The organism is Paenibacillus sp. J22R232, assembly GCF_056269165.1.
The window spans coordinates 168,368-194,715 of record NZ_JBWDNK010000009.1; the positions used below are offsets into that span (position 1 = coordinate 168,368).

Sequence of the window (26,348 nt, forward strand, 5' to 3'; positions counted from 1 at the left end):
TGAAATTCCATATTGTTACATTCATTCGCAAAGTCTATAATTTGTATTACTAGCCATTTAGGAGGAAAGTAAGAGGTGTCCTACAAAACAACCGCAGAAGAGATAATGGAAGGTAATTATGATCGTCCTTTCGGCGTTAAAATCATTGCAATATTAATGATATTAGGCAGTATAATACTGCTAATCACGCAGGCATCCGCCTTTAAGATTTTAAGCGAGGCCTCGTCGCTCCTTGGGGTGTCGAGTCTGTTTCTCCAAATAGCTATTGGATTTTTGGGTCTGCTTGGCGTAGCAGGTGGGGTTGGCATGTGGGTAGGGAAGAAATGGGGCTGGTGGCTAGCAATCTTTTATTTCACATACTCCCTAACCCGCAACCTTAATATGCTAGGTTCTATTCCAGGAATTATGGAGCAGTATGGAGCGCCAGGTAACGCTGCTGGGCATTACATTAAATATGGGCTACGGGTTTTATGGAATATTTTGTTACTGAATTACCTGTGCCGCGAAAGCATAACTTCCTTTTTCAAAACAACGGAAACGAATAAGTTAAATGCTCTAGTAACCGTATTCGGAATTTGTGTAGCAATATTTGTGATAGGCTGGCTATTAAGCATGTTATAGACCTAAAGTAAATTTATGATAACTCCAAAAATCAGCGACAGTCTAAGACTTCATTTCCTAGTCCAAGGCTGCCGCTGTTTTTAATAATATTTTATATCTGAATCTGCTCGTTCAACGACGTTGTCCTTTGTTCGCTGCCCACATTACGGAATTGACGAGACGATGAGCCGGGTGATGTTGGCTCCTCCCATACCGCCGTTCATTCGAATCACGTTGTTATTGCCTGGGTTCAATTGGATTACTCGGCTGACTCGACCCGTGTAAGTGCTCCAGCCTCCTGTCCCCGGCAGCGAAAGAGCATAGCCGCTTCCACTAAGATCACCGCTCGCATTCACCGTAAAGGTTGCCGCGGCTTCCGCGGAAGCGTAAATAACAGTAAGAAGCGCCTGGCCGCCTGCGCCGCCGTTGACTCCTGAAACTTCAAAGTAGGAACCTGGGATATGCAGATTTTCTATGCTCACGCCCGATCGGGTCGCTCCTCCTCCAAAAGACACGTTATTTCCGCTCACCGCATATTCCGTTTCCTGAGCAGATTCCGGGACCAAGGATACGATGACGCGAGATATGTTCGCTCCTCCCATACCGCCGCTGAGCTTGATTATGTTGTTCGTGCCCGCATTCAAGTCGATCAGTCGGTTGGTCCGGCCGGTGTAGCTGCCCCAGCCTCCCGTGCCTGGAAGGGAAAGAAAATAACCGTCCCCTGCGGGATCTCCGCTAGCGTCCACCTTAAAGGCAGATCCGCTGTCGCCTGAAGCGTAAAGCACGGTTAGCAGAGCCTTTCCGCCTGTGCCTCCGTTGATGCCGTTCAGCTGGATATAGGAACCTTGCGTATGCATATTTTCAACGTTTGCACCCGGCCGGGTTGCTCCTCCGCCAATCGATATATTACTGCCGTTCATGGCATATTCCGTTTTTTGAGTATACTCATCAAAGCTTTCATTGATCAGATCATCATACTTGATCTCCGTAGCATGGGAACGAGGGCCAACTGCCGGAACTCCTCCGGTTGTCTGTATGACCTTCTGAATAGTCCCATCCGTATTGAAATACAACCGGTCTACAGCCACGGAACGCAGCGTACCGTTGGAAGAGATTTTGCCATTATGGTAGAACATATACCAGTTGCCCTTATACTCCACAACGGAGCCATGCGACGTTTCGCTATTCAATACCGGATCTAGAATAATGCCGCGGTTCACCCACGGTCCGAGCGGACTGCTGCTGGTAGCGTACCGCATCCGGTTCCCGCCTGGATTATTATCGGAATACGTTAAGTAATACACGCTTCCCCGCTTAAAGACCCAAGTGGCTTCATGGAAGTCCTCCAGCTCGGTGAACTGCTCGACTGGTCCGTCTATCGACACCATGTCGTCAGCGAGCTTCATTCCATAGCTGTTGCCTCCGCCGCCAGCATAAAGGTAATAGTCTCCATTGTCATCGCGGAACACATTGGGATCAATTAAATTGCTGCCGGGAAGCCCGCCTATATAGCCTTGGACAGAAAAATCCGCGGCAGGCTTATCGCTGGTTGCTACCCCAATTTTCCAGGAATTGTTCCAATTCGAATCGCTGGGATGAGGGAAATAGAAGTAATAGGTTCCATCCTTGTACGCGGCGTCAGGAGCCCACATAAACCCGCCCTCCGGCCGACCCCACGGGACATCATCGGCACGCAGAATCTCTCCTTCGTCCACCCAGTCCACCATATTATCAGAGGAGAAGACATGATATTTATCCATCAAATCGCTACCCCTGGAAGGAAATATATCATGTGAGGCGTATACATAAATACGTCCGTCATTCCAAACATGCGCAGAAGGATCGGCTGTGAAAATGCTAGTGAATATGGGATTTCCAGACTGAGCGACGGTATCGGCAGCTACAGACGAGGACGTAGATCCGACAAAGACGGACAGCAGCATGGTTCCTGATAAGAACAGACTTAACAGCTTTTTTTTCATTATTGTTACCTCCTCAATCGTATATTCGGGTTGCATCCCGGCATAACCTTACAGCTTCATTCCATTAATCTGCTTAACAATCAGACAGCAAGAATAATTCTACCATCACCTCTCCATATTTGAATTGAAAGCGCTTTAAATAGAAGAATCATTAATAGCTTACAATATTTGTAACGTGGTATGTAGTAAGGCATTATTAAACTTTCCCTGTCATTCTTAGCCTAATTGGCAAATATCGGTATGCGATGTTTTCAGAAACAAAACTGCAAACGCCAGCACGAAGCATCATAAAGCTTCTTTGCGATTATTTGAAACTTGATCGAATGATTTGCAATAGATACAACTGCTGGCTGTAGCTGCCCCTATTTCAATTCTGTTGGCGAATCCATTTGCTTATTTTATAATAGAGCAAAGCCGTTTCGCACGGCATGACATGTATGCACAAAGGAGCTGAAGCAGCTTGTCCACCACCTCAACTGTAGAAATACACCTGTCCACTGCCATAGGCAATGATCCTGTTCTTCCTGCAACGATCGATATGGGAGACGGTGTTCATGCAGCCGTTAACTGGGAAACCATCCAGGCAGAGCAGTATGGGAAGCCTGGGACATTCATCGTACGGGGAGTAATGGCCGGAGGCGAATTTCCGAACCCGCTCATCTTGAACCGGGCCGATCCTTATATCATCAAGCATACAGACGGTTATTACTATTTCACAGGCTCTGTGCCAGAATACGACCGCATCGTGCTGCGCAGATCGAGAACGCTTACAGGATTAGCTGCAGCGGCGGAAACCGTCATTTGGACCAAGCATGCTGCCGGCGAAATGGGCAATCATATTTGGGCACCGGAGCTGCATTTTATAGATGGAAAGTGGTATGTCTACTTTGCAGCCGGAACAGCGGAAGACAAATGGGCCATACGCCAGTATGTGCTGGAATGCGGAGCGGATAATCCCTGCACAGGAGACTGGCTCGAAAAAGGGAAAATCGCCATGAATTTCGAGAGCTTTACGCTCGACGCCACCACCTTTGAAGTGAACGGCATTCGCTACCTGGCATGGGCACAGGTCGACGAGGCATCCAATCTTTACATCGCGCGCATGAGCAATCCATGGACGATTGAAGGCGACCAAGTCCGTATCGCTTCACCCATGCTGGAATGGGAACGGCATGGTCATAAAGTAAATGAAGGACCCGCCGTTCTTGTACGAAACGGCCGCGTATTCATGACCTATTCGGCAAGCGCAACCGATGATCGGTACTGTATGGGCTTGCTAACAGCAACGGAAACCAGCGATTTGCTGGACCCCGCATCCTGGACCAAATCACCGGAGCCCATATTCCGCAGCCATCCGGCAGCCTGTGAGTACGGCCCGGGCCATAATAGCTTTACGCGCGATGAATCAGACGAATCAGATATTCTCGTCTACCATGCGCGCTCTTATAAGGAAATCGAAGGCGAGCCGCTCTATGATCCAAACCGGCATGCACGGATCCAGCGTATGGATTGGAATGAGGATGGTACGCCGAGGTTAGGCTATCCTGGTCGCCATGCGCACCAAGCTGCTTGCATCGTTACAGTCGAATAGAATCGTGACAAGCTAATGCCGCGGAGGATCATTCTTCCGATAGATAGATAGAAAGAGAGCGAACAGGATGATTTCCCGCCGCTCTCTTTTGCATTCTAGAAGCCCTAATAAGGGATGCCGCCTCATGAATTCCTGATACAGCATCCAACACCTTATCAAATCCGCCTTGCTAATAATAAATCGATCCAATGCATGCACGAGTTAAGCCTCTGAGCATACCTATTTCCTCCTCCTTATGACCAGTCAATCAATACACCGTTGTACTGATCTTTATGATTTCTCAATCCTTCATAAGCATCTGGCGCTTGATTGGGTTTAATAACATGACTGATTAACGGTTCGAGTTTCAACCGATTCTGTCTCATAAGCTCAAAGACAATATGTGAATTTCTTACTAAGGAATGCTTAACAAACCGATTCGGGCCAGTCGGATAACGCCACTCATGGGCACCTTTGAACGTAATGCAGCCAAGGTTATACAAATGGCAATGGTTCAGCACATGCGTAACATCAGTATTGTATTCTCCTCGCGGACTGCCTAGAAATATGATTTCCCCTAAGGAACCGATATAGCTCAAGCTATCCACGGCCACCTTTGGCACGCCCGTTGCCTCAATATGCGTGGACACGCCTTTACCTCCGGTAATTTCCATAATTCTATCTTTCGCATTTTCTTCTAGACCATTAAGCGGATAGTCTACTCCGCATGCACGAGCTGTATTCAGTCGTTCGTTAGCAAGATCAATCCCGATAACCGTTGCACCCTGCAAGCGTGCAAGCTGCGAAGCTAAATTGCCAACAAGGCCCAAGCCAGAAACGCTAATATAATCGCCTAGTTCAATAGCGGAAACTCGCACGGAGGTCATTGCTACTGTTGCCATACGCGTAAAAGGAACCCATCTTAAATTCAAGCCCTCAGGAACTTTAATTAATACATCCTTAGTTCCAGCATATTGGTATTCTTGGTGACTGCCATAATGGAACACAATGTCGCCTTTTTGGAAGTCAGTTACATCCTTCCCTACCTCTATAATACGGCTGACACTAGCATAACCGGGACATACGGGATGCGGTGCCCAGCTTTCGTTGCCAGATAGCATCGCAAGCTCTGTGCCGGGGCTTATCAATGAATAAATTAATTGAACCAGAACTTCGCCATTCCCTGGTTTCCTTGCTTCGAGTGGCTCCTCCACCGTTTCTACTTGCCAAGGACTTACAAACATAATTTTTCTGTTTTTCATAAGTGATCACTCCCCTTCTTTAATTACCTATTAATGTAAACCCATGCAAGCAGAAAGTCTTTACCTGTAAAAATGATTTTTTGTCTGATACTACGATTTTATTTTCTAATAAATAAACCATGAATTCATTTATCCCTTTCGATAGTTGATATTGTTGGATTTATCGTGCAGCTTTGCATGCCATTAATTTATCTGTAATTCTTAGCTACTCTTTCAGTACTTTATATACTCCACTGCCTCATTGGCCAAACGAATGACGCCATTACATACAAAAAGGCGCCTGTACTCTCCTTGATCCAAGGAAGATACAGAAACCTTTTATTGCCATGTTAGCCTAGTCGGTGGTTTGAATGTTTGTTGACTGTGCTGCGGCATACCTGCTTGGCGTTATTCCGACATGCTCCTTGAAGGAGCGGCTAAACAAATGAATACTAGAGAAGCCAACCATTTCCGCTATTTGCGTAAGCGTCTTGCCACCCAATAAAATGTTGATCTTTGCCTGTTCAATCCTGACATGCTTCAAATAGTTATATACGGTAATTCCAAGCTGATTTTTAAATAAATACGACAAGTGATTAGGCGTTACGCCCGCATAGCTGCTCACGTCCTCATTCTTGAGCTGAGCATTGGCATAACGTTGATTCATGCACTCGATTGCTTTCTCGATGGTCGGCCAGCCTTTAGTCATTTTCCCGTTACTTTGATTATGTTCAGACTGGTTTTTGAAAAATAAATGCAACAGCTCCAGACACAGTGATTTAACGAAAAGAATATTTTTCTGGACCGGGCTAGCTATTTCTTGCAACAATTGAAAAAACCGCTTCTTGCAGTCCATTCGATCTGACAGCTTCAAATGAGCTACCGGATGTATGTCAGCCATGCTCATTTCCTTAGCTAGAATATCATCCCTTCTAAAATGAACTGCGCTTGTGTTCTTCAATTCACTCCTGTTTCCATCATAAAACAAATCAAAATGAAAAATATATTGAATAAGCGGAAGGTCCGAGGTAGATCGAATAAGGTGAGACATTAACGGATGCATGACAATCACATCTCCTTCACCTACTTCATATTTAACGCCATCAAGAATAAAATCCGCTTCTCCTTGCTCGATGTACGTGTAGACATGATCATGATCCATCCACTCTCCCGTCAAGGAAAATGACTTCATAATTCTTCCTGTTCGAACAAAGGGGGAAATGCTATTCAACCATAAATGATGATTCAATTGTGATCCTCCTGGGGATATTCGGTTGCCGCTGAGCTTGTTCATTGATCCCGCCATATCTACAACGAGTAATCCGGCTTATTATAAACCGCTCAGTCTTAATCCATTCGTGTAATGTGCTATGAAGATAGTGTACTACGATTATCGCAGCTAATCCTAGCTTTCGGGTTTTTATTCCTTGATCAAACTTACCGCTATTCGCCTTTTACATAGCCAGGGATATTGCTATTTTAAAAATGACAGAATTAATTGGGATTGTAGAGTATGTCGAAGGAAGATCCACCGAAAGCTTGCTTTTGTAGGACTGATGGTTTACGTGCCAGCTGTCGTATGGAATGGGGCCATGTCTCAGGAGGATCAGCTTTCGCTGTTTTTGCATATTTTATTACTGCTTAACTTTGGGGTGGCAGTTGTAACCAGCATCACGGTTTTGGAGACGAAACGAGAGAAGTATATTGTGGTAAAGCTCATGCGGATGAAGCCTGCCGCATATATGCAAGCGTCGCTGGGCTATCGTGATTGCTCTTCCTTTGTCTGCTATATTCCGGTTATGCTGTTCTTCACCTCTTTTCTGTAAGTGGTTTTAAAAAGCGCTTGTTGACTCCTTGCTTTATTCGGTGATTCCGGGCAAAAGCAATGAAGTACATCACCATATGTACGATGTACTTCAAGTCCCATGCTGATTGCGGTTTAAACTATTTCCACGTCCCACGTCTCCAGCGGGTTTTCCTCATACGTAATCCATTCACTCAAGCTGTCGAATTTGGATCATCGATTTTATATCCGATTGTCTTTCTGGATAGCTTTAAAAGCACTTATTTACAAATATTAATCTTATCTAAATTATTATACATGGGATACGTACAGCCAATATAGGCCTTCTCATTTGTAAATCTCATGACCAATTCGTTGGGAGTTGTGAGGCTGTATAACTGTATACTGATATCCAAATTATCAACAGGCTTCAGTATATTTACGATATAGTCCATGTCTTTCTGACCAACATCGCCATTCTTTTCAAAAATGTAAAACGTTTGGGCTCCCGTATACCACACATATTCCCTAAACGAATAAGTCGGATCTAAATTCTTTTTATAGTACGCTTGTGTTGAGTTCATCAATTGTATTTCTTTTTGACTTTCACGATCCGCTCTCCGCTGGTCTACATATTTATGCCCAATATCTAAATAAAAAAGTAAAGACAACGTTCCAAGGATGACTAATATTCCGTATTTTGCAGACTTGAATCCGTATTTGCTAACATTCCAAGCAAGAGCAAATAGCCCTGTACATATCACGAAACCGTACATAAAAGTTGATTCCGATTGCGGAATACGTGTTAGAGACATTAATTCAAAATGAAGCATCTCCAAAAGAACTCTTCCGATAATCCAAGAAATTAGGACGATAAGTAATAGTCTAATGTTAATAATGATAATAATGAAAACCTCCTATAATAACTGTCTCTCCCATATATAATCTCTTTATTAATTTCAATTTTATCGTAAGGGAATAATTACAATTCCCATAGTACCAACTTATAATAGTACCTTTTCAACTGATCATTAGTCTTAAATAGTCACTAAATTTGTAACTTAACTAAACATAGAGATAAATTACTTGTCTCGACTGGGAAATTCAATAACTGTTGTCTATTGCTACAAGTCTTGTTGATTCCATGTTGATTCGGCTTATAAGAGTATTAGTGCGTTGATTTCCGCAATAACGAGTGAACATATAAAAGCGGATTCCTTAAACACGAAGAGATTCGACGTTTATGTATAATCATGGATTCTACAATGTATAGTAAGCATTCTCAGAAGTGGGGTGTTGACTTCGAGGCATAAAAAAATACATCGCCATAGCCTACAGGCTCTTGGTGATGTATTCATCGTCTAAGTACTACTATACGTCTTTAAGTTTTGCTCACAATCCGGTAACAATGGAGTTGTCATTATACGTGATCCAATCGCTTCAGCTATCGGATTCTACTTGAAAGAGCTTAGAGGAATGGGCTCGACCTTTAGGCTACGCGAAGGGAACGGCATTTACTAGCCTATGGCGATCATTGGTACAGCACTCGAAGACTAACTCCTATCATTCTTATGCCAATACTTGTGATACGGTTCAGCTTGCAGGGTTAATCGGCCAATTTTTGTTTAATTCGGTATACTCATCTATTCAGCATTCTAAGCCGCTCGATCCGGCTGTTCCAAAATGTAGTAAAAAGACACTGAGATTCTACCCATCAGTGTCTTTTTAATTGATACTTTTTCACCATCATCATGTTCATCGTTAAACCTAGACTCATTCTCTTTAGCCCTATTCGCTGTAATCTAAAGCAGCTTAATCAGCTCTTCCAGCTCATCAACCCATACTTTTGCAAGTTCAAAATTAGTATCTTTTAAAGCCAATTCAATTTTCATTTCAAGTGACTTTTTCTTTTGTTCCGTTTCTAAATAATCTTTATTAAAATGACTCGCATAAATCATCTGTCTAAATTTTCGCATACTCATTTTACTGATCGTCTTATCGTCAATAATTAACACATAATCCATTCCATTTACAACCGAATAGAAATCATGGGAAATCATAAGAATCGCGCCTTTATAGTCTTCAATAGCTTTGTCCAGTGCGATCTGCGTATAGATGTCCAAATGGCTTGTCGGTTCGTCAAGAAGCAGTAGGTCGGCTTGACTGGCAGAAACTTTAGCCAATTGAAGCAAGTTTTTTTCTCCACCGGATAAAGATTCGATCTTTTGATTCAGTATTTCTCCTTCAAAGCCATAGTTTGAAAGATACGATCTAATCTCATCATAGGTTTTAAATCCGGCATCGATGAATTCGCTTAGTATCGTATTGGAATCCTTTAGCGTTTCGCCCTGAAGCTGAGATAAATAAGCCACTTTAACATCTGCATTTATTTCGATTGAATCATGATTGTTTTGAAAGATTTTTCGAAGTAAGGTCGTTTTCCCTGTACCGTTTGCACCGATAATGGCTACTTTATCCGTAGACTTGATCTCAAAGTTCACATTTTCCAAAAGCAGCTCATCAAAGGAAACGCTATAATCATGGACATTGACCACGATGGTGTCTTCCATTTCATGAGACATACCAAAACGAATATCCGGCTGCTTAATATCGACAAACGGCGCTTTGATTTTACGCGCTTCCAATCTTTCTTGAAACTTGACCCTGGCTTTTAACGCTCTGCCTCTGGATGCTCCCGAATTATAGGTGGCGATCGTTCGAAGATTATCGATGATGTGCTCGTTTCTCTCGATTTCTTCCTTTTCGGCGATGGTGAATTCTTGCAACTCGATTTTGGTCTGAAGCAACGAGAAGTTATACTCGATATATCGCCCATCAAACTCTTGGATCTCCGTATTTTCGAGATGTATGATTTTGTTGAAGCAATGATTCAACAGATATCGGTTGTGCGTAACCACCAGCAGCATGCCTTTATGGGAATTGATCAATTTTTTAAGCGCATTTAGGTTTTCAAAGTCCAAAAATACATCGGGTTCGTCCATAATCAGCAAGTCCGGACGGATAAGCATTTCCTTCATTACTTGAATGAGTTTGAATTCCCCGCCGCTCAGGTGGGATACGTTAAGATCTTTCAACTTCATGAGATTTGCCAGATTTAGCTGCTTATTAATGGCGTTTTCAAAATTGTCCCCGTCCATCGACTCGAAGGCGTCCAAAGCCGATTGATACTTTTCCAGCAGCGAATCCATATCCGACGTGGTTGCCATTTCAGCATAAATCGATGTGATTTCATCTTGTATCTTGATAAATTGTTCTCCGATATATTCAAAAACGGTCATTTCTTTGGTTTTGTCCACTTGCGAGAACTGACTCACATGCCCGATTCTGCAATCCGGGTCGATCTCTAACTTGCCATCAAACAAATATCTTTCCGGATCCGTCAGGATATCGATCAGCGTACTTTTCCCGCTGCCGCTTGTTCCGATAAAAGCGCAATGTTGACCCTCTTCAAGCGTGAACGAAATGTTGGTATAGAGTTCTTTTTGCGGAAACGAGAAGGATAAGTTATCAACTTTTATCATAGTGTTACCTTTCTTGATAGCTAAAATGGCGATTATTGTTAGATGTATGTCTGTGGAATAGCGGCTTGTTTCTACTTTACCACTCCGTTTTTCAACTGCATAGGCTTCGCTTCGTTGGACAGAAAAAAATAAATGTTTATCGTCAGTAAAAAAGGTTCGTCGCAGCAGTCACCCACGATGAACCCTTTCATATAAAGCAACTACATGATAACAACGACATTATCACTTTCTAAAACCCGGAAGGTCAGGGAATTGACTTGCCAGAAATCCTTGAAAACCCGAAAACCTTGGATTTCCACCTTCTCCGCCTTCTTCATCAGCCAAAACAAGCTGATAAGCCACATTTTGTGCAGTTACTAAGTTCTAATCACACTCCTTAATTTCCGGTGCTCCATCTAATGCCTTCCATCCGATTCCAATCCATTCAAATTCCAGACAACTTTACTTGGAATTATACATTGTACGCCAAAACGGTAGGTTTCCTCATTCGCCAACTTCGCAAAGTCATGAAGGGTAACCCTATTAAATATTGTCCATATTAAAGTCTTTTAGCTTTACTAATTCCTTTTTCCCTCTATTTCCTTTTTCCACTCGGGCTTTACCGTTCTCATCCGTTGTTTTAAATATATAATCCCCCGTTAACAGGTTATAATCTTTTTCTTCTGCAGTTTCTTTCGTAACATTGCCCGTAAAATAATTACCCTTTGTTGCTCCAATTAAATACCAATCCTGATCTTGAAATCTGAATTTATACTTGTTATACCATCTCCAATTACTCCCGCCATAATCACTTACTATTACCGATCCTTTATTTATGGAAAGACTATCAAATGGATCCCCCCAAACTCCGCCTTCATCCGCTTTAAGAATAACTTTATCTGCAATTATGGATAAGGAATAAGAGTTGAATGCTGTACCAAATGCAATGATTAATGCACGTGGCTGCGCGCCTTCCGATTCGTTCATATCCTTGTCTTGCTCTATAATGGCTGCAATATCAACAACCCCGTCGTTGTTTAAATCTCCTTCTGCACGTATCGGTTCTCCTTGATCCTTCTCAAAAATTTTCCATCCAGAAGGGATTAACGAATGGAAGTCGTTTGATTTATTTGAGCTTCGTGGACTTTCTTTCATTTCTTCTTGCATAGTATTTTCACTATTGGTTTTTGAAATGATAACTCGTTTGTTTTGTTCTGAATCGATTTTTGTATTAGAAGAAATAGCATGTTTACTATTGGAATCATTGCATGCACTTAAGGTTGACAATAAAACAACAAATAAGGTAACAACATAGATATGCTTCATTCCGTTTCACTCGTTTCTTCTTTGGTTGTAACTTCAAAAGTTATGTCAAAATAAATATTTATGAGTTTCGCAAATCAATTGGGATGATCATTCGATTATCAAATCATTTGTATCATGCCATTATGCCTATCGCTCCCAGCTCGTGTCATACTACAGAGGCATCGACAATAAAATACAGCCTGGAATCCATCCAGGCTGCCTACAAGTCCATTGAATATGTCGCTCTATCCCTAATTTGTTATCTCCATATATATGCTCCTACAGAAAGGAATCGAAGGGCGATGACAAGCCTGCCAAATACTCTTTCACGAGATGGTGAATGTCAGCTAACGAGCATTCTTTTATAATCATCCGTTTCCCCGCTTTGCAGTCGTAATGGATATCGCTTACACCTGCTCCACTGAAGCTTCCTTGATGACCGGCAATCCCGCTTCAACTAATCTTTTATTACGAATGAAGAAAATGGACAGTACGAGCATTAGCACTCCCGTTCCGACCAGCAACCATTCAATCTCAACGATATCCGATAGCGGACCGAATATGAGCATCCCGATTGGCATCATCGAAGTCGAGATCATGCCGAATACGCCAAAGATGCGCCCCAAATAATTCGGATCAACCTTCTCTTGCAGCATGACGGTGGTCGGTGTGTTAAACACGGGAATGGCAACGCCGAACACCGCCATCACAGCCAGGTAAATCCAAAATACAGGAACGATACCCAAAACTACCGTACAAACGCCCATAATCAGGTTAGCAAAGGTCATCGTATATACTTTGTTGCGGAAGCCGCCCCATGAGGCGATAATCGCTCCTCCGGCCATCATGCCGATAGAGAAAGCGATTTCGATAGCTGTTAGCCGCCAATAATCATCCCCGAAGCTGCGAGTCACTTGCAACGGTGTTAAAAAAGCAGCCGGTGCCATCAGCACAAAGAAAAAGGCGAAAAATATAAAAAAGGTTTTGAGAAAGCTGTGGTTTTTAATGTAGCTCAAGCCTTGTTTAAAATCATCCAAATAGCTAGTCGATTGCTGGTCGGCCGCTTTTTTATGCAAAGGAATTCTCAAGAAGGAAGCTATCGTAAAAATCGCTATCGCCGCTGTAACCACATCGATAAAGAAGATGACTTCGATCGTTGCCATTGTAAGCAGCGTCGCGCTTACGATAGGCGCAACAAACATCATGAGCGCTTGAAGGCTTCCGTTTATGCCATTCACCTTCGTCAGCTTATCCTCGGGTACGATCTGGGGCAAAATAGCCCCAACCGCAGGGGTTTGAATGCCGGCGCCGAGTGCGCGAACGGCAGCAATGGCAAACAACAGCCAAATCTCTTTATAGCCGAGTAAAAACGTAATCGCGAGAATTAGCGTAACAACGGCAATCATCGCATCTGCTATTATGATCAGATTTTTTCGGTTGAATCGGTCTGCCCATACCCCTGCAAATGGCGATAACAGAAAGGTCGGAATAAATCCGCAAATAATGAATAACGTCATCATCATGCCCGATTTTGTAGTGAGCGTCACGTACCACATAATCGCGTACTGCACTAATGCAGAGCCAAATAACGAAAAGGTTTGACTGCTCAGAAAGATAATAATGTCTCGTTTCCAATGCTTGTTTTTATGCTCTTCGGATGGTGTCATTTTCTTTATCTTACTCCCTTCTTTTCCGCACAATTCTAGCATTGCTAGAAATGCTAGATTCCTACTATTAAGTAATTGCCAATCTCGGTATGTCTAATCCTAATTGCGTTACTATTTTCTAGTCGCGTATGATCATAACCATAGCCGTCTCTTCGTCACCCCGATGAATGGCACGCTCACTGCTCTTCTTTATTGGACACGATGTCCAATAAATGCTGCAAACTGGCGATCCCCCGCACTTGCTCAACCAATGCATAATCGATGTATTGAAGTGATTTAAGGGCAATTTCCTTTGCCTGCGCGACATTATGGTTATCAAGCTCCGCTACCACCTCACGAACCGTATCCAAGGAATATACAACTCTTTGAACCGTCCGGATAATAAGCACTTTGCGGATATCTGAAGGGCCATAGATCCGAAATCCGCTTTCCTGCTGACGTTCGGGCTTAATTAACCCTTCCTTCTCCCAATGCCGAATGGTGGATGTAGATACGTTTGCTTCTTCGGCTACCTCGCCTATCGTAAACGAGTGTTTATTGCGGTACTTAGGAAGATCATTCAATTCTTTCAGATCGAGCATGCCGACTGTTTTTTGCACGATTTCTTTTTCCGCATTCAATCTGACTTGTGCCTTGTTAATTATCCATAAAGCATCCAGCTTCTCTCCACGAATGATGCGCGGCATCACCTCTCGAATCAATTCCATTCCAAAACCGGTATACATCGCTCGTATGCATTGGAAATAAGCTTCATGCTCTTTTGTATATAGGCGGTACCCGTTTACTGCTCTCTCGACATAAGGAACAAGCCCCCAAGCCTCATAATGCCTTAAAGCGCTTGTGCTTATATGTAGTTTTCTTGCTATTTCAATCCCTTTCATCTGATCCCCTCGTCTAACCCTGTCATTTATCATTAAAGCATATGACGGGTTTATTGCTTTCGACCATTCTAACATATGAATATGAATCAACAAACCTTATCATTTGCATCAATGTGTTACGCTTGATGCATAATGAACATTCAAAAAAGACGAGGTGGCTAATCATGCTTAGAATCAAACCGATTTTACCATGTCCATCCATAAAGGAACAAGTTTCCTTTTATGAGAGCTTAGGTTTCAAAACGATTCAAATTTATACCCGGCCACATCCATATGCAGTTGTTCGCTACGGCTCGTTGGAGCTGCATTTCTATGTAACCAAACGTATATTGCCTCATGAAAACCCTCAGATGTGCTATATCGAGGTAGACGATGTGAACCAGATTTATGAGGCCTTTACTGCCGGACTGAAACGGGATACCGGGAAAATTTCCCGTACAGGCATTCCGCGAATTTCAAAAATAAAGCATTTGGCAGAGGATCGAAGGTTTATGATGACAGATTTAGGGGGAAATACGTTTTATATCGGAACACCGAATACCGCTTTCTCCGATCCTACTTTTTATAGAACCATTGAGAGCGTGGCGTATGCCAAACATTTTGAGCTGCTATATGATTTAATGTATTCAAAAGAGGATATCCAAGCAGCGTTTAATACGTGGGAGAAATTCTTTCCTGCTGAAGATATAAATGCGATGCATGCAGAGGATTTGGATGCAGCTAAAATATTGCTGGTTGCTTTGGATATTCATATCCAACGCGATAAAGCAGTGAGCCACAGCATTAACGATAAGCTTAAAGAGCTATTAAGCTCTCACGACACTGAAGATCCCGATTGGAGCAGAGTCTCGCAACAATATAACGACATCATGAGCGGTGAATAAAAAACGCACTTCCATTCAGGCCAAAGAGTACAACGCTTCACGAGCGATGTACTCTAGTCCGCAACCCGCTGATCCGAGCCTAATCAATCATCCGTTTAATCTCGTCCACGATCAGGCTTGGCTCGGTGTACATGACCATATGCCCGGAATTCGGAGCTTCTACCAAACGGCCCGCTAGTGCGGTCGCCGTCTTCCGATGGGCTTCGTGAAGCGCCGGGCGAAATTTCCGTTCCATTCGCGATATATGAGTACCAGAGATGACAGACACCTTAGTGCCTGCAAGCTTCAACGGACGTTCTCGAAGCGCCCTTAAGTCCGCAAGAAAAGGAATTCCTTCCGCTACCATCGTTCTAGCTGCCTGCAGCGTGAAATCCTCTCGGTGATGCTCCTTATAAACATCGGCAGGCAATGCCTTGCCGGGCTTGCTCCCCATCAGCCGATATAGGCCTACTCTGGCGAGCATCGGAATGAGCTTATTCATCCTCGGGTAATGCTTCACGGACGAATCCTCGAAATACAATCCGCAATGCTCGTCCGTCTGATCAACCAGAACAAGCCCGCGTATGCGCGCGGGATCCATTGCGGCAGCCGTGCGAATGATCGGTCCGCCCCAGCTGTGTCCGACGAGGACAAACGGGCCTGTGCCAAGCTGGTTCAATAAGAAAATCAAGTCATTAGCCATTCTGGCCAGCGTCCTTGGCTCCCGGTCCGGCTCACTCCTTCCGATACCAGCCCGGTCGTAGACGACGGCGCGCGCATGCTCGGCGATAAGCGGCTGCACAAGCCCCCAAGCACAGCGGGACGAGCCCATGCCCGATTCGAATACGACGGTCAGCTTGCCTGCGCCTTTCTCCATATAATGCAGCTTGCGTCCGTCTGCGGTCTGAATATAGTGGCTATTTCCAAATCTATGAGATTGCGTGTCCGGCATCTTGGTTTTCCACCTCTCCATAATGAATGATTATGATTTGCATGCTGCTTGTATTCCCTGGCCTAAACTCTTCTCTGTTCACCTGCCACTTATCAGGAATAATGAATAACTCCCGCACGTCTCTATCATAAGCCAAGCATGGGCAGACGTTTTCGTAATATTGTTCGAACACGGCTGCTACCTTCATGTTTTCAATCGTACCCATGCATACATTCGTACGGTGGGGATAAAGTCAGAACTGATCCGTTATATCTATCCAGCCCGTCCAGTCGGGCAGCTTCTGCAAGCCCCAGTACTCGAGAAACATAGTAATGACTCCGCCCATATCCGTTGTCGAATAGCTGTAATGCTTGAACGATCCGTCCGGATTGTCCAGTCGCAGCTCGACGTTGATGCCGTTCACGGACCCCCTTAACGGAAATGCCTGCATATAGCTGCTACCCTCTATCGGTAGGCTCGGATCCATGACGATAAAATCATCGGGGTCGGTATCGAATCCTTGAATAATATCTATAATGAGCGAGGCCTCTAATGCATCATTCTGATAAGTAGCCCCTTGAGTCGTAATGGTGTAGGTCACGCCGCTGCTGCCAGTAACGCTCAAGTGCGCGGATTTATTCATCGTTTATCCTCCTTGGCTGCTCTACTCTTTGACTTTAGCCTTCTCCCTTCTATTATACCCCACCCCCAAAATAGTGGGATATTCGAAAATCCGATAAGTCGTTTAATTGAGTTGTTTATTTTATTATGGTTCAGGTGCCGCATTATCAAAGGTCATTTGAATAACCATATTAAATGGCATTTGACTTAAACCATGGTTTAAGTCGTATCCTATTCCTGTCGGCATGCATTATAAAATTTGGAGGCCTCCAGATGAAGTATTGTTCAATAAGCGAAGTGTCAGCCAAATTCAATATTCCGGAATCAACGTTACGTTATTATGAAAAAAAAGGACTACTGCCTCTAATAGAGCGTGATGCAGCTGGAAGGCGATTATTTTCAGAAAATCAGATGACGCTCCTTGAAATCATTATTTATTTGAAAAACACGCATATGCCAGTAAAAGGTATCAAACAATATGTTAATTGGGTAGTAGAGGGAGATAGCACTACTGAACGGCGACTTGAAATGATGAAAAACCACAAGCAAGCCGTTCTAGCTGAAATTTCTCTAATGACAGTCGCCTTAAACGCAATTGACGTGAAAATAACGCGATATACGAAGCGTATGATACGCATGAAAAATGAGATGAAAGATGAATTAAAAAAAAATGGAGAAGAGGAAGTCTAATGGAGCTTTCAGGAAATACAATACTCATTACCGGCGGCGCCTCAGGAATAGGACTAGCTTTTGCGGAACGCTTTATACAAGCTGGAAATACCGTCATTGTTACTGGGCGGCGTGCAGCTGTACTTCAAGATGCGAAAGAAAAACTGCCGAGCCTTATTACTTATGTGAATGATTTGAACATTGCCTCCGAGCGTATACGTCTATTTGATTGGGTAACGTCGAACTATCCGGAAGTAAATGTGTTGGTTAACAATGCAGGAATTCAACAACGCTTTAATATGCTAAAATCAGACGCAAAGAACGATTGGAGTTATTTTAATCATGAAATCACAACCAACATCGAAGCTCCTATTCATCTCTCGATGCTGTTTGCTCCTTTTTTTGCCTCCAAAGAAAAAGCAGCTATTATAAACGTGACATCAGGATTGGCTTTTACGCCGTTTGCAATTGCTCCGATTTACTCCGCATCCAAAGCAGCGCTTCATTCGTTTACAATGAGCTTAAGACATCAACTTGCTGAAACGTCTGTAGAAGTAATTGAAGTGGCTCCTCCTGCAGTGAATACGAGCTTAGGCGGAGCCGGGTTACATGCGCAAGGCGAACCGTTAGATGCCTTCACAGATGGCATTTTCAAAGGACTAGAAGAGGGACAACAGGAAATTGGATACGGCACTTCTGTGGATCGTTTACGTATGTCGCGAGATAAAGTCGACGAATACGCGGAAAAAATGTATACGGCCACGAAAGGCTTAATTGAATAACCTGCCAAGCGCAAAAAAGACTGCTCGAAAGCGATTAGCTTTTGAACAGTCTTTTTTTGGGCTCGCTATTTGGTTTGTCTACCTATTGAGGGCCGTCTACGATTCTACCCGTATTTACTGTGATGCTTGCTGGTACAATATAGTTGCCTGCATCATCCCCGGAAAGGGTATAAACGATTTTCACCTGTTTATTGGTTCCGATTTCTGCATTATTGTAAGTGGCTACCGCATGCACGGTGACATCATCGCCATCAACAACGCCAATTAATGTACCCGGTGTTAGGACAGCTGTTACCGTTCCGTCATAAACCTTGGTTGGCAGTACCGGCGGTGCAATTTTTAGTTGTTTTGCAATGATTACTCCTGTATTTACTGTAACCTCGCCTGGAGGTGAATAATTTGTAGAATCTGCCCCGGATAGTGTATACGATACGACTATCTCTTTGTTCGTTCCTACGTTCTTATCAGAAAAAGTGCCTAGAGCATGTACCGTTACGTCATCCCCAGGACACATCCCGACTCCTACACAAGAGCCTTCTCTAGAACCTGCCAGCACAACTGATTCGTTGTTACCGTCATACACTTTGAAATTGGTGATCAGGTCAATAATAATACCCGTATCTAGGTGATATTGTACGTATGCCATGTAATTCGTGTTGTCTGCAGGCGCAATATAATTGCCGCTATCCACTCCCGACAGCGTGTAAACAATCGTTATTGGACTTGCACTTGCATTGACGAGGGCATTTGTAACGTACAATGCTTCCACGCTCACTGTCACGTCTTCACCCGGAACTACCCCAAGCAATGCCCCTGCCGATACTTCTACTTCTGAATTGCCCTCTAGCGATTCAACAAGCGACAATAGTGGATCCTCGATCGATAGTTGAGCCGCAGAAATGACCCCTGTATTTACAGAGTAACTTACAGGCGCAATATAGTTGCCCGCATCCGCTCCACCTATCGTATAAGCTACGGTAATCGTTTTGCCTGTTCCGATTGCTGCGTCATTGTAGGTAGCCACTGCGCTTACGGTTACCGTTTCGCCGCTAACCACTCCCACCAACGAGCTTGCAATCACTTCTGCTGAATTCGTTCCATCATACATTTTCACCGCTGCCAGCGTCGCTGGATCCGCAGTAGTCAGCTCCTTCTTAATCATTACGATTTCATTTGAAACGATCGATATATTGTTGGAGGAATCCACTGCGTACACAACATAATTGCCTGCTTGTAAGCCTGCTGTCGTAATCGTGGCACTAGCAGCTGCTTCCACGGATTGTTTTTTGCCTACAAATGCATCAACGGCTTGGTTTAATGCTGTCAGGGTTGCAGCCGTTGTTGCAGGGACTAGATATAAATGTCCCTTCTCATTGCTTTTGGCATTGATGTCATCGCCATATGAGATTTGCCCAATCGTTACGCCGGATAGAACCGGAACCGTTGTATCGCTCCCGCCAGTCGAAGGTGTTGTCGGCGCAGGCGTTGAAGGAATAGTCGTTGGCGCTGGTGTTGGTGTAGGAGTCGCCGCTCCGTTACCCGGTGTGTTTTCCAAAATTTCTTTTACGGTAACCGAACGGTATAATACGACCACTGCTTCAGCGCGCGTAAGCGGTTGATTCGGTTTGAAGTTCGTATCACTGGCATAACCTTTCAAAATCCCGTTCGCTGCTCCCGCTTCAACCGCTGCTTTGGCCCATGAGGCGATGGAGCCTGAGTCTGTAAAAGTTGTTCCTGCATTGCCAGTTTCCGAAAGATTCAAAAGGCGATCGACGATAACGGCGGCCTCCTGCCTGCTGATTGGGTTGTTTGCACCGAAAGTCCCATTCGCATAGCCCTTAATGTAGCCCGCTTTGGTCGCCTTGGAAACCTCGACGTATATCCAACTTGATGAAGTAACATCGCTGAAGGAAACCGTCGCTGTTTCTGTGAATCCATAGGAACGGTTAATCAAAGTAATGAATTCCGCTCTTGATATCGTGTTATTCGGTTTGAAGCTGCCGTCTTCATAACCTGTAACATATCCTTTATCGATCCAATCTGATACCTGGCTTTCCGCCCATATTCCATTGATATCCGTTTTCGAAGCTTCTGCAGCGCCAAAAGCTGCTGGTACCGATGGAAGCAGCATAACTGTAATGAGCAAGGTGGACGCTAGCTTTTTCGTATAATTCATTGATCGTATTCCTCCTATTTTCATTGCAAATTACAGATTGAAACATTTTTATCAACATGATTTGATATCACAATTTGACAACTAAAGTAAAAAAATAAATATTTTTATCAAATTTTGTCGTTCCTTCTCACTATAGAACAGTTCTATTAAAAGGTATATCCCCCAAATGGGGGATACATTTTATGTAATTTCGTTTCAACTCTATGCTCATGTGTAAGACTTATCTGATCTCACTTATGAGATAGCGCTGAGAAACATAAAAAAACCGTTTCTTCGTAAATGGAATCACCATCTACGAAAGAAACGGTTTTTTACATTTGGCTTAAGAAAGCGGCCGCGCAAAAGTCACGATTCCGCTTTCCTTCACCGTAATAAGGGATTACTTAATAACGACGTATTCCAAGTTAACCAGCTTCGCATAGGTCACGATTTGGTCTGTCGTCAGATTCAAGGAAACGACGGTATGGTGGCCGCCGCCATTCTCGATCCAAGCTCTTACTCCATCTTGGAAGTTAGGCTTAACCGTCCACAACACGCGAGCTACAGGAAGGTTAGGAGCCGGAACCGTCGGCTCGAATGCGGAAACCTCATTGATCAGCAATTTATAATGAGTGCCGAAGTCCGCCATCGATACAACGACGCCTTCGCCGGCTTTGCCATCAAATATGAGACGCGCCGGATCTTCGCGATCGCCGATTCCAAGCGGTGAAACAATAATCGTAGGCTTGTTGCTTGCCAAGGATGGATCTACCTCAAGCATATGGGATTGCAGGATGGCTTCTTGGCCGGCTGCCATCTCGTACGTGTAATCCTCCATAAAGCCCGTGTTTTGATTGCGGCTCATCACCTTCAGCAAGCGATCGAGCGCGGCAGTCTTCCAGTCGCCCTCGCCGGCAAAGCCGTAGCCTTGCGCCATCAGGCGTTGGACCGCTAGGCCAGGCAGCTGTTTCATTCCATGCAAATCCTCGAAGTTCGTCGTGAAGGCATTATAGCCTCTCTCGTCCAAGAAACGCTTGATGGCGATTTCATAGCTCGCTTGGACTCTAACGCTCGCTTCCCACGCTTCTTTGCTGTTCTTGCCGTAATCGAACGTGTAGAGTTCTGCATATTGAGCCATCAGATCATCGATTTCCTGCTCCGTAACGGCATTCACATATTGCACAAGGTCGCCGATGCCGTAGTAGTCCACGGTCCATCCGAATTGAATTTGTGCCTCTACCTTGTCCCCATCCGTTACGCCAACATTGCGCATGTTGTCGCCGAACCGCGCGACTTTGATATGGAAGCTTTCATTATAAGCAACCGCAACATCCATCCAATCGGCAATTTGCTGCTGCACTTCCGTGCGTTCCCAGTAGCCAACGACGATTTTATTTTGTTTGTTCAGACGGGCATTAATAAAGCCGTATTCGCGGTCACCGTGAGCGGCTTGGTTCAGGTTCATGAAGTCCATGTCGAGCGTTGCCCACGGAATGCTTTCATTGAACTGGGTTGCCAGATGAAGCAGAGGCTTCTGCAGCAATTTCGTGCCGCGAATCCACATTTTCGCAGGCGAGAACGTATGCATCCACGTGATGACGCCTGCCACTTCATCGCGATAGTTAACCTCTTTCATGATGCTTGTAATCTTATCGGCGCTGACAGCCAGATCCTGCAAGACAAGCGGGTAAGGGAGCAGGCCACTGTCATTCAAGGCATCGGTCATCGTCTGCGCGTGCGCCTTCACTTCAGCGAGCGCTTCTTCCCCGTACAGATGCTGCGAACCTACGACGAACCAAAATTGTTTAGCTGCTGTTACTGACATTGTAATCATCCTCTTTTCTGTTTTTAAAAATAGGTATAGTACTTACTTTTGCCCGTAGTAGGCATCTTTCCCGTGCTTCCGAAGATAGTGCTTATCCAGAATGCCTTGAGGCAGTTCTTTGGCAAAATTGTTCAATTGACGCGCGTACAGGTTCATTTTACAAACTTCCTCCAGTACGACGCTGTTCACGACTGCCGACTTCACGTCTTTACCCCAAGTGAACGGCGCATGTCCTTGGAGCAGGACAGCCGGGATCGCCATGACATCCAATCCGCGCTTCTCGAACGTTTCGATAATAACATGACCCGTCTCCGCTTCGTATCCGCGGTCAACCTCCTCTTGGTTCAAGAACCGTGCGCAAGGCACGGCGCCATAAAAGGTGTCCGCATGCGTCGTTCCCATTACGGGTACATCGAGACCCGCTTGCGCCCAGATGGTTGCCCAGGTCGAATGAGTATGCACGATCCCGCCGATTTGCGGGTAGTGTTTGTACAACACAGCGTGAGTCGCCGTATCCGAGGAAGGTCTCATTTCTCCATCGACCACATTACCGTCAAGATCCACAACGACCATGTCGCTCGGTTTCATTTTCTCGTAGCTGACTCCGCTCGGTTTGATCACGAACAGGCCGCTTTCCCGATCGACGGCGCTCGCATTGCCCCAAGTGAATTTCACAAGGCCATGCTTCGGCAAATCCAGATTCGCCTGATATACCTCTTCTTTCAGTTGTTCTAACAACGTTAGTCCCTCCCGTTCTCTAGCAGATGGTCTACAGCGGCTTGTTCGATGGCAAGCCCTGCTTGGTATCGTTTAATGAATACTTGGAACCCCTCGACATCCGCTCTATCCGGAGCGATCTCCTGCCCTTCGGCATCTTTGAACACTTTCTGCTCAAGGAACTCGTCCAGGCTTTCTTCTTGATCCTTGTTAGTCATGTAGGAAGCCAGAAGCGCCATGCCCCATGCCCCGCCTTCGCCGGCCGTCGACATAACCGAGATCGGCACGTTCAATGCAGCGGCCAAAGCTTTTTGCCCAACGACAGGTGTCTTGAAGAGGCCCCCATGAGCCAAGATGCTGTCAATCGCAACCTGTTCGTTTTCGGTCAAAATATCCATTCCGAGCTTCAATGCCCCGAATGCAGTGATCAAGTGCGTTCTCATGAAATTAGCCAGCGTAAAGTTGCTTTCAGGCGAGCGAACGAACAACGGCCTGCCTTTTTCGATTCCCGTAATATTTTCGCCCGAGAGATAGCCGTAGCTTAGCAAACCGCCGCCATCCGGGTCGGCTTCCAACGCCTTATTCAACAGCACACTGAACAATTTGCCGGAATCCGCGTTGTACCCCATGGCTTCGGAGAATTCGCGGAACAATCCCATCCAGGCGTTGAGATCGCTGGAGCAGTTGTTCGCATGCACCATGCCGACCGGGCTGCCATTCGGCGTCGTGACCATGTCGATCTCCGGATAAACCTTGGATAATTCTTTCTCCAATACGATCATTGCAAAAACGGAAGTTCCCACGGAGACATTTCCCGTACGTTTCTTAACGCTATTCGTCGCAACCATGCCTGTACCGGCATCGCCTTCCGGAGGACATAAGGGAATGCCTGACTGCAAATCCCCGGCAGGATCCAGAATCGCGGCTCCCGCCTCCGTCAGCTCGCCAGCTTGCTCGCCGGATAGATTCACTTTAGGAAGAAGATCCTCCAGCTTCCATGAATATCCTTTGTCCGCAATTAATTCATTGAATTGCTTGACCATCGTTGGATGGTAATTATGGGTTGACTCATCTATAGGGAAGATGCCGGAAGCATCTCCGATGCCAATCACTTTATTGCCGGTCATCAGCCAGTGGATATATCCAGCCAGCGTCGTAACGAAATCAATGCGCGGCACATGCTCTTCTTGGTTTAATATGGCTTGGTACAGATGCGCAATACTCCAGCGCTCGGGGATATTAAATTGGAGCAAGCCCGTTAGTTCCCTTGCTGCCGCGCCCGTTGTTGCATTGCGCCAAGTCCGAAACGGCACGAGCAGGTCGCCTGTGCTATCGAATGCCATGTAGCCGTGCATCATAGCGGAAAATCCGATTGAACCCACGGTCCTAAGGGTGACTCCATAATTACGTTCTACTTCCTGCTTCATTTCGCGGTAAGCCGTTTGGAGGCCTGTTATAATATCCTCCTGGTTGTACGTCCAATATCCGTCTTTCAACAGATTTTCCCATTCGAAGCTTCCCGATGCGATGGTCTCGAAACGACGATCGATCAATACCGCTTTGATCCGCGTAGATCCAAATTCGATGCCAAGCGAGGTTTCTCCCTTGGTAATTGCTTCTTTCCAATCCACTTGATTCATAATCACGTATAGCCCCTCTCTGTTCGTAGTTTGCACGGAAATCTGATCGCTCCTATCGCGATTTCATTTCGTGATGGAACCCACCGATTTCTATGCTAGCTGCTTCCCAACGGATCGGTCTCTCGATGAGACAACCGGAAAATTCCGATAGAAAGAAGGCGCTTTCTCTTACTGACAGCCTTAGTATATTTTCTGTACGTACATTTGTCAATATAGTCTAATAGTTATACTAACATAAGTTATTTTAGCACCTTAATTGGTGTCATTCATAGCATCTGTCTAATAATGAACATGCAACTTGTACGGTTAAAGTCACAAATGATGGCATTTCGTTTGCATTTCAAGCAAATCATGCTAAAATGTGTACGTACAACTTTCCGAACAATGATGAAAGAAGTGGATTGCGTGAAACCAAAGTACCAGCTCATAATTGACGATATCAAAAGCTATATCCTCTCTGGAACGTACAAAGCAGGCGAGAAAATCCCTTCGGAGCTCGCTTTGCAGGAGAGCTACAACGTAAGCCGACAGACGGTTCGAAAGGCCATTCTGGAGTTGTCGAACGAGGGATTCCTGCGAAGCGAGAGGGGATCCGGCACGTACGTGAGCAGCCAATACCGCTCCAGATCAGGTACAAAAACGATGAATAAAACGATCGGTGTCATCACAACCTATATCTCCGATTACATCTTCCCCTCCATTATCCGCGGCATTGAAAGCCGGTTAAATGAAGATAACTATTCATTGCTGTTAGCCAGCACCAATAATGATATCTCCCAGGAGAAAAAAGCGTTGGAAATGATGCTGTCCTACGGCGTGGACGGGCTAATTATAGAACCTACTAGAAGCAACGTGTATAACCCCAACATCGCTTACTATCTATCTTTTAAGGAGCAGGACGTTCCGTTCACGATGATCAACGCCTATTATGAAGAACTTGAAGTTCCTTTCTTCTGTCTCGATGACGTGCAATCCAGCTATCTCGCAACCCGGGAGCTGATTGCCAAAGGACATACCCAGATCGGCATCATTGCAAAAATGGATGATCTGCAAGGGAAGTTCAGAATGAAGGGATTTATCAAAGCGCTAGGCGAAGCCAAACTGCGGTTCCAGCAAGAGCATGTGCTTTCATTCGATACATCGACAAAGTCGGGCCTGTCCGCTAACTTGGAAGTGTATCTGCACGACAACCGGGATGAATTGACCGCGCTTGTATGCTACAACGACGAGGTGGGCTTGGAGGTTGTAAATGTGTGCCGTCAACTCGGGATATCCATTCCGGACGACCTATCTATCATCGGCCAAGACAATTCCTATATCGCCAAAAACGCCAATATCAAGCTAACGACGCTGACGCATCCCCAAGAACAAATGGGACGCGACGCAGCGGACTGGGTCATTAAAAACTTACAAGGCAAAAAAGACCTTCCCGTGAGCACCTACTACCAGCCCGTATTAATTGAAGGCGAAACCGTAAAAGCTATCGAAGTGGAATAGGAATCGGCACGGCGAAGCATGCGAAGGAAACGTTGGTGCTAGAAAAGTGAACCAGCTTATTTGCCCGACTCCTATAAGCATAGATGAGGACGGCCTTA

The 26,348-nt window shown here is 44.9% G+C and carries 21 protein-coding genes; 7 read left to right on the forward strand and 14 right to left on the reverse strand.

The window, feature by feature from the left end; translation table 11 throughout:
* Positions 1–75: 75 nt before the first annotated feature.
* Positions 76–621 carry a hypothetical protein gene (locus AC0YN3_RS23275; protein WP_475777338.1) on the forward strand — a complete coding sequence of 182 codons (546 nt, stop codon included), beginning with the start codon at positions 76–78 and terminating at the stop codon, positions 619–621.
* 143 nt (positions 622–764) lie between these two features.
* On the opposite strand, the gene AC0YN3_RS23280 is transcribed toward AC0YN3_RS23275, so the two are convergent.
* Positions 765–2,582 carry a family 43 glycosylhydrolase gene (locus AC0YN3_RS23280; RefSeq protein WP_475777339.1) on the reverse strand — a complete coding sequence of 606 codons (1,818 nt, stop codon included), beginning with the start codon at positions 2,580–2,582 and terminating at the stop codon, positions 765–767.
* Positions 2,583–3,042: 460 nt separating this feature from the next.
* On the opposite strand from AC0YN3_RS23280, the gene AC0YN3_RS23285 reads away from it, so the two are divergent.
* Positions 3,043–4,173 (forward strand): family 43 glycosylhydrolase, encoded by a 1,131-nt coding sequence (locus AC0YN3_RS23285; RefSeq protein WP_475777340.1) that lies wholly within the window; start codon positions 3,043–3,045, stop codon positions 4,171–4,173.
* A gap of 233 nt (positions 4,174–4,406) precedes the next feature.
* On the opposite strand, the gene AC0YN3_RS23290 is transcribed toward AC0YN3_RS23285, so the two are convergent.
* Positions 4,407–5,414 (reverse strand): zinc-dependent alcohol dehydrogenase, encoded by a 1,008-nt coding sequence (locus AC0YN3_RS23290; RefSeq protein ID WP_475777341.1) that lies wholly within the window; start codon positions 5,412–5,414, stop codon positions 4,407–4,409.
* 334 nt (positions 5,415–5,748) lie between these two features.
* Positions 5,749–6,642 carry an AraC family transcriptional regulator gene (locus AC0YN3_RS23295; RefSeq protein WP_475777342.1) on the reverse strand — a complete coding sequence of 298 codons (894 nt, stop codon included), beginning with the start codon at positions 6,640–6,642 and terminating at the stop codon, positions 5,749–5,751.
* A 316-nt stretch (positions 6,643–6,958) separates the two neighbouring features.
* Here AC0YN3_RS23295 and AC0YN3_RS23300 point away from each other — a divergent pair, with 316 nt between their 5' ends.
* Positions 6,959–7,219, forward strand: coding sequence for a hypothetical protein (locus AC0YN3_RS23300; RefSeq protein WP_475777343.1), 261 nt, complete (start codon positions 6,959–6,961; stop codon positions 7,217–7,219).
* Between the two features lie 238 nt (positions 7,220–7,457).
* On the opposite strand, the gene AC0YN3_RS23305 is transcribed toward AC0YN3_RS23300, so the two are convergent.
* From AC0YN3_RS23305 to AC0YN3_RS23325, 5 genes are all read right to left on the reverse strand, one after another.
* Positions 7,458–8,009 (reverse strand): hypothetical protein, encoded by a 552-nt coding sequence (locus AC0YN3_RS23305; protein ID WP_475777344.1) that lies wholly within the window; start codon positions 8,007–8,009, stop codon positions 7,458–7,460.
* 969 nt (positions 8,010–8,978) lie between these two features.
* The gene (locus AC0YN3_RS23310) at positions 8,979–10,718 is read right to left on the reverse strand and encodes an ABC-F family ATP-binding cassette domain-containing protein (protein ID WP_475777345.1); all 1,740 of its coding nucleotides are present in this window, start codon (positions 10,716–10,718) and stop codon (positions 8,979–8,981) included.
* A gap of 522 nt (positions 10,719–11,240) precedes the next feature.
* Complete coding sequence (locus AC0YN3_RS23315; protein WP_475777346.1) at positions 11,241–12,023, reverse strand: hypothetical protein; 783 nt, start codon at positions 12,021–12,023, stop codon at positions 11,241–11,243.
* Positions 12,024–12,409: 386 nt separating this feature from the next.
* Positions 12,410–13,669, reverse strand: a complete 1,260-nt coding sequence (locus AC0YN3_RS23320) for an MFS transporter (protein ID WP_475777347.1) — start codon at positions 13,667–13,669, stop codon at positions 12,410–12,412.
* A 176-nt stretch (positions 13,670–13,845) separates the two neighbouring features.
* A complete protein-coding gene (locus AC0YN3_RS23325; RefSeq protein WP_475777348.1) occupies positions 13,846–14,550 on the reverse strand; it encodes a MerR family transcriptional regulator in 705 nt (234 codons plus the stop codon).
* A 164-nt stretch (positions 14,551–14,714) separates the two neighbouring features.
* Here AC0YN3_RS23325 and AC0YN3_RS23330 point away from each other — a divergent pair, with 164 nt between their 5' ends.
* The gene (locus tag AC0YN3_RS23330) at positions 14,715–15,434 is read left to right on the forward strand and encodes a VOC family protein (RefSeq protein WP_475777349.1); all 720 of its coding nucleotides are present in this window, start codon (positions 14,715–14,717) and stop codon (positions 15,432–15,434) included.
* A gap of 79 nt (positions 15,435–15,513) precedes the next feature.
* On the opposite strand, the gene AC0YN3_RS23335 is transcribed toward AC0YN3_RS23330, so the two are convergent.
* Positions 15,514–16,365: an alpha/beta fold hydrolase gene (locus tag AC0YN3_RS23335; protein ID WP_475777350.1), complete on the reverse strand. Its 852-nt coding sequence runs from the start codon at positions 16,363–16,365 to the stop codon at positions 15,514–15,516.
* A gap of 232 nt (positions 16,366–16,597) precedes the next feature.
* Positions 16,598–16,987 carry a hypothetical protein gene (locus AC0YN3_RS23340; protein ID WP_475777351.1) on the reverse strand — a complete coding sequence of 130 codons (390 nt, stop codon included), beginning with the start codon at positions 16,985–16,987 and terminating at the stop codon, positions 16,598–16,600.
* 251 nt (positions 16,988–17,238) lie between these two features.
* Between AC0YN3_RS23340 and AC0YN3_RS23345 the strand changes: the two genes are divergently transcribed.
* On the forward strand, positions 17,239–17,655 hold the full coding sequence (locus tag AC0YN3_RS23345) for a MerR family transcriptional regulator (RefSeq protein ID WP_475777352.1): 417 nt from the start codon (positions 17,239–17,241) through the stop codon (positions 17,653–17,655).
* Complete coding sequence (locus AC0YN3_RS23350) at positions 17,655–18,416, forward strand: SDR family oxidoreductase (protein ID WP_475777353.1); 762 nt, start codon at positions 17,655–17,657, stop codon at positions 18,414–18,416. The genes AC0YN3_RS23345 and AC0YN3_RS23350 overlap by 1 nt, the downstream gene beginning before the upstream one ends.
* Before the next feature lie 82 nt (positions 18,417–18,498).
* On the opposite strand, the gene AC0YN3_RS23355 is transcribed toward AC0YN3_RS23350, so the two are convergent.
* The 4 genes from AC0YN3_RS23355 to AC0YN3_RS23370 all read right to left on the reverse strand — a co-directional run bounded on the left by AC0YN3_RS23355 (position 18,499) and on the right by AC0YN3_RS23370 (position 24,753).
* Positions 18,499–20,592 carry a YDG domain-containing protein gene (locus AC0YN3_RS23355; RefSeq protein WP_475777354.1) on the reverse strand — a complete coding sequence of 698 codons (2,094 nt, stop codon included), beginning with the start codon at positions 20,590–20,592 and terminating at the stop codon, positions 18,499–18,501.
* 379 nt (positions 20,593–20,971) lie between these two features.
* Entirely contained in the window at positions 20,972–22,396 is a 1,425-nt protein-coding gene (araA, locus tag AC0YN3_RS23360) for an L-arabinose isomerase (RefSeq protein ID WP_475777355.1), read from the reverse strand.
* Between the two features lie 42 nt (positions 22,397–22,438).
* Positions 22,439–23,134: an L-ribulose-5-phosphate 4-epimerase gene (locus AC0YN3_RS23365; protein WP_475777356.1), complete on the reverse strand. Its 696-nt coding sequence runs from the start codon at positions 23,132–23,134 to the stop codon at positions 22,439–22,441.
* A gap of 2 nt (positions 23,135–23,136) precedes the next feature.
* Positions 23,137–24,753 (reverse strand): xylulokinase, encoded by a 1,617-nt coding sequence (locus AC0YN3_RS23370; RefSeq protein WP_475777401.1) that lies wholly within the window; start codon positions 24,751–24,753, stop codon positions 23,137–23,139.
* Positions 24,754–25,158: 405 nt separating this feature from the next.
* Here AC0YN3_RS23370 and AC0YN3_RS23375 point away from each other — a divergent pair, with 405 nt between their 5' ends.
* Complete coding sequence (locus AC0YN3_RS23375; RefSeq protein ID WP_475777357.1) at positions 25,159–26,250, forward strand: substrate-binding domain-containing protein; 1,092 nt, start codon at positions 25,159–25,161, stop codon at positions 26,248–26,250.
* The last annotated feature ends 98 nt before the right edge of the window (positions 26,251–26,348 follow it).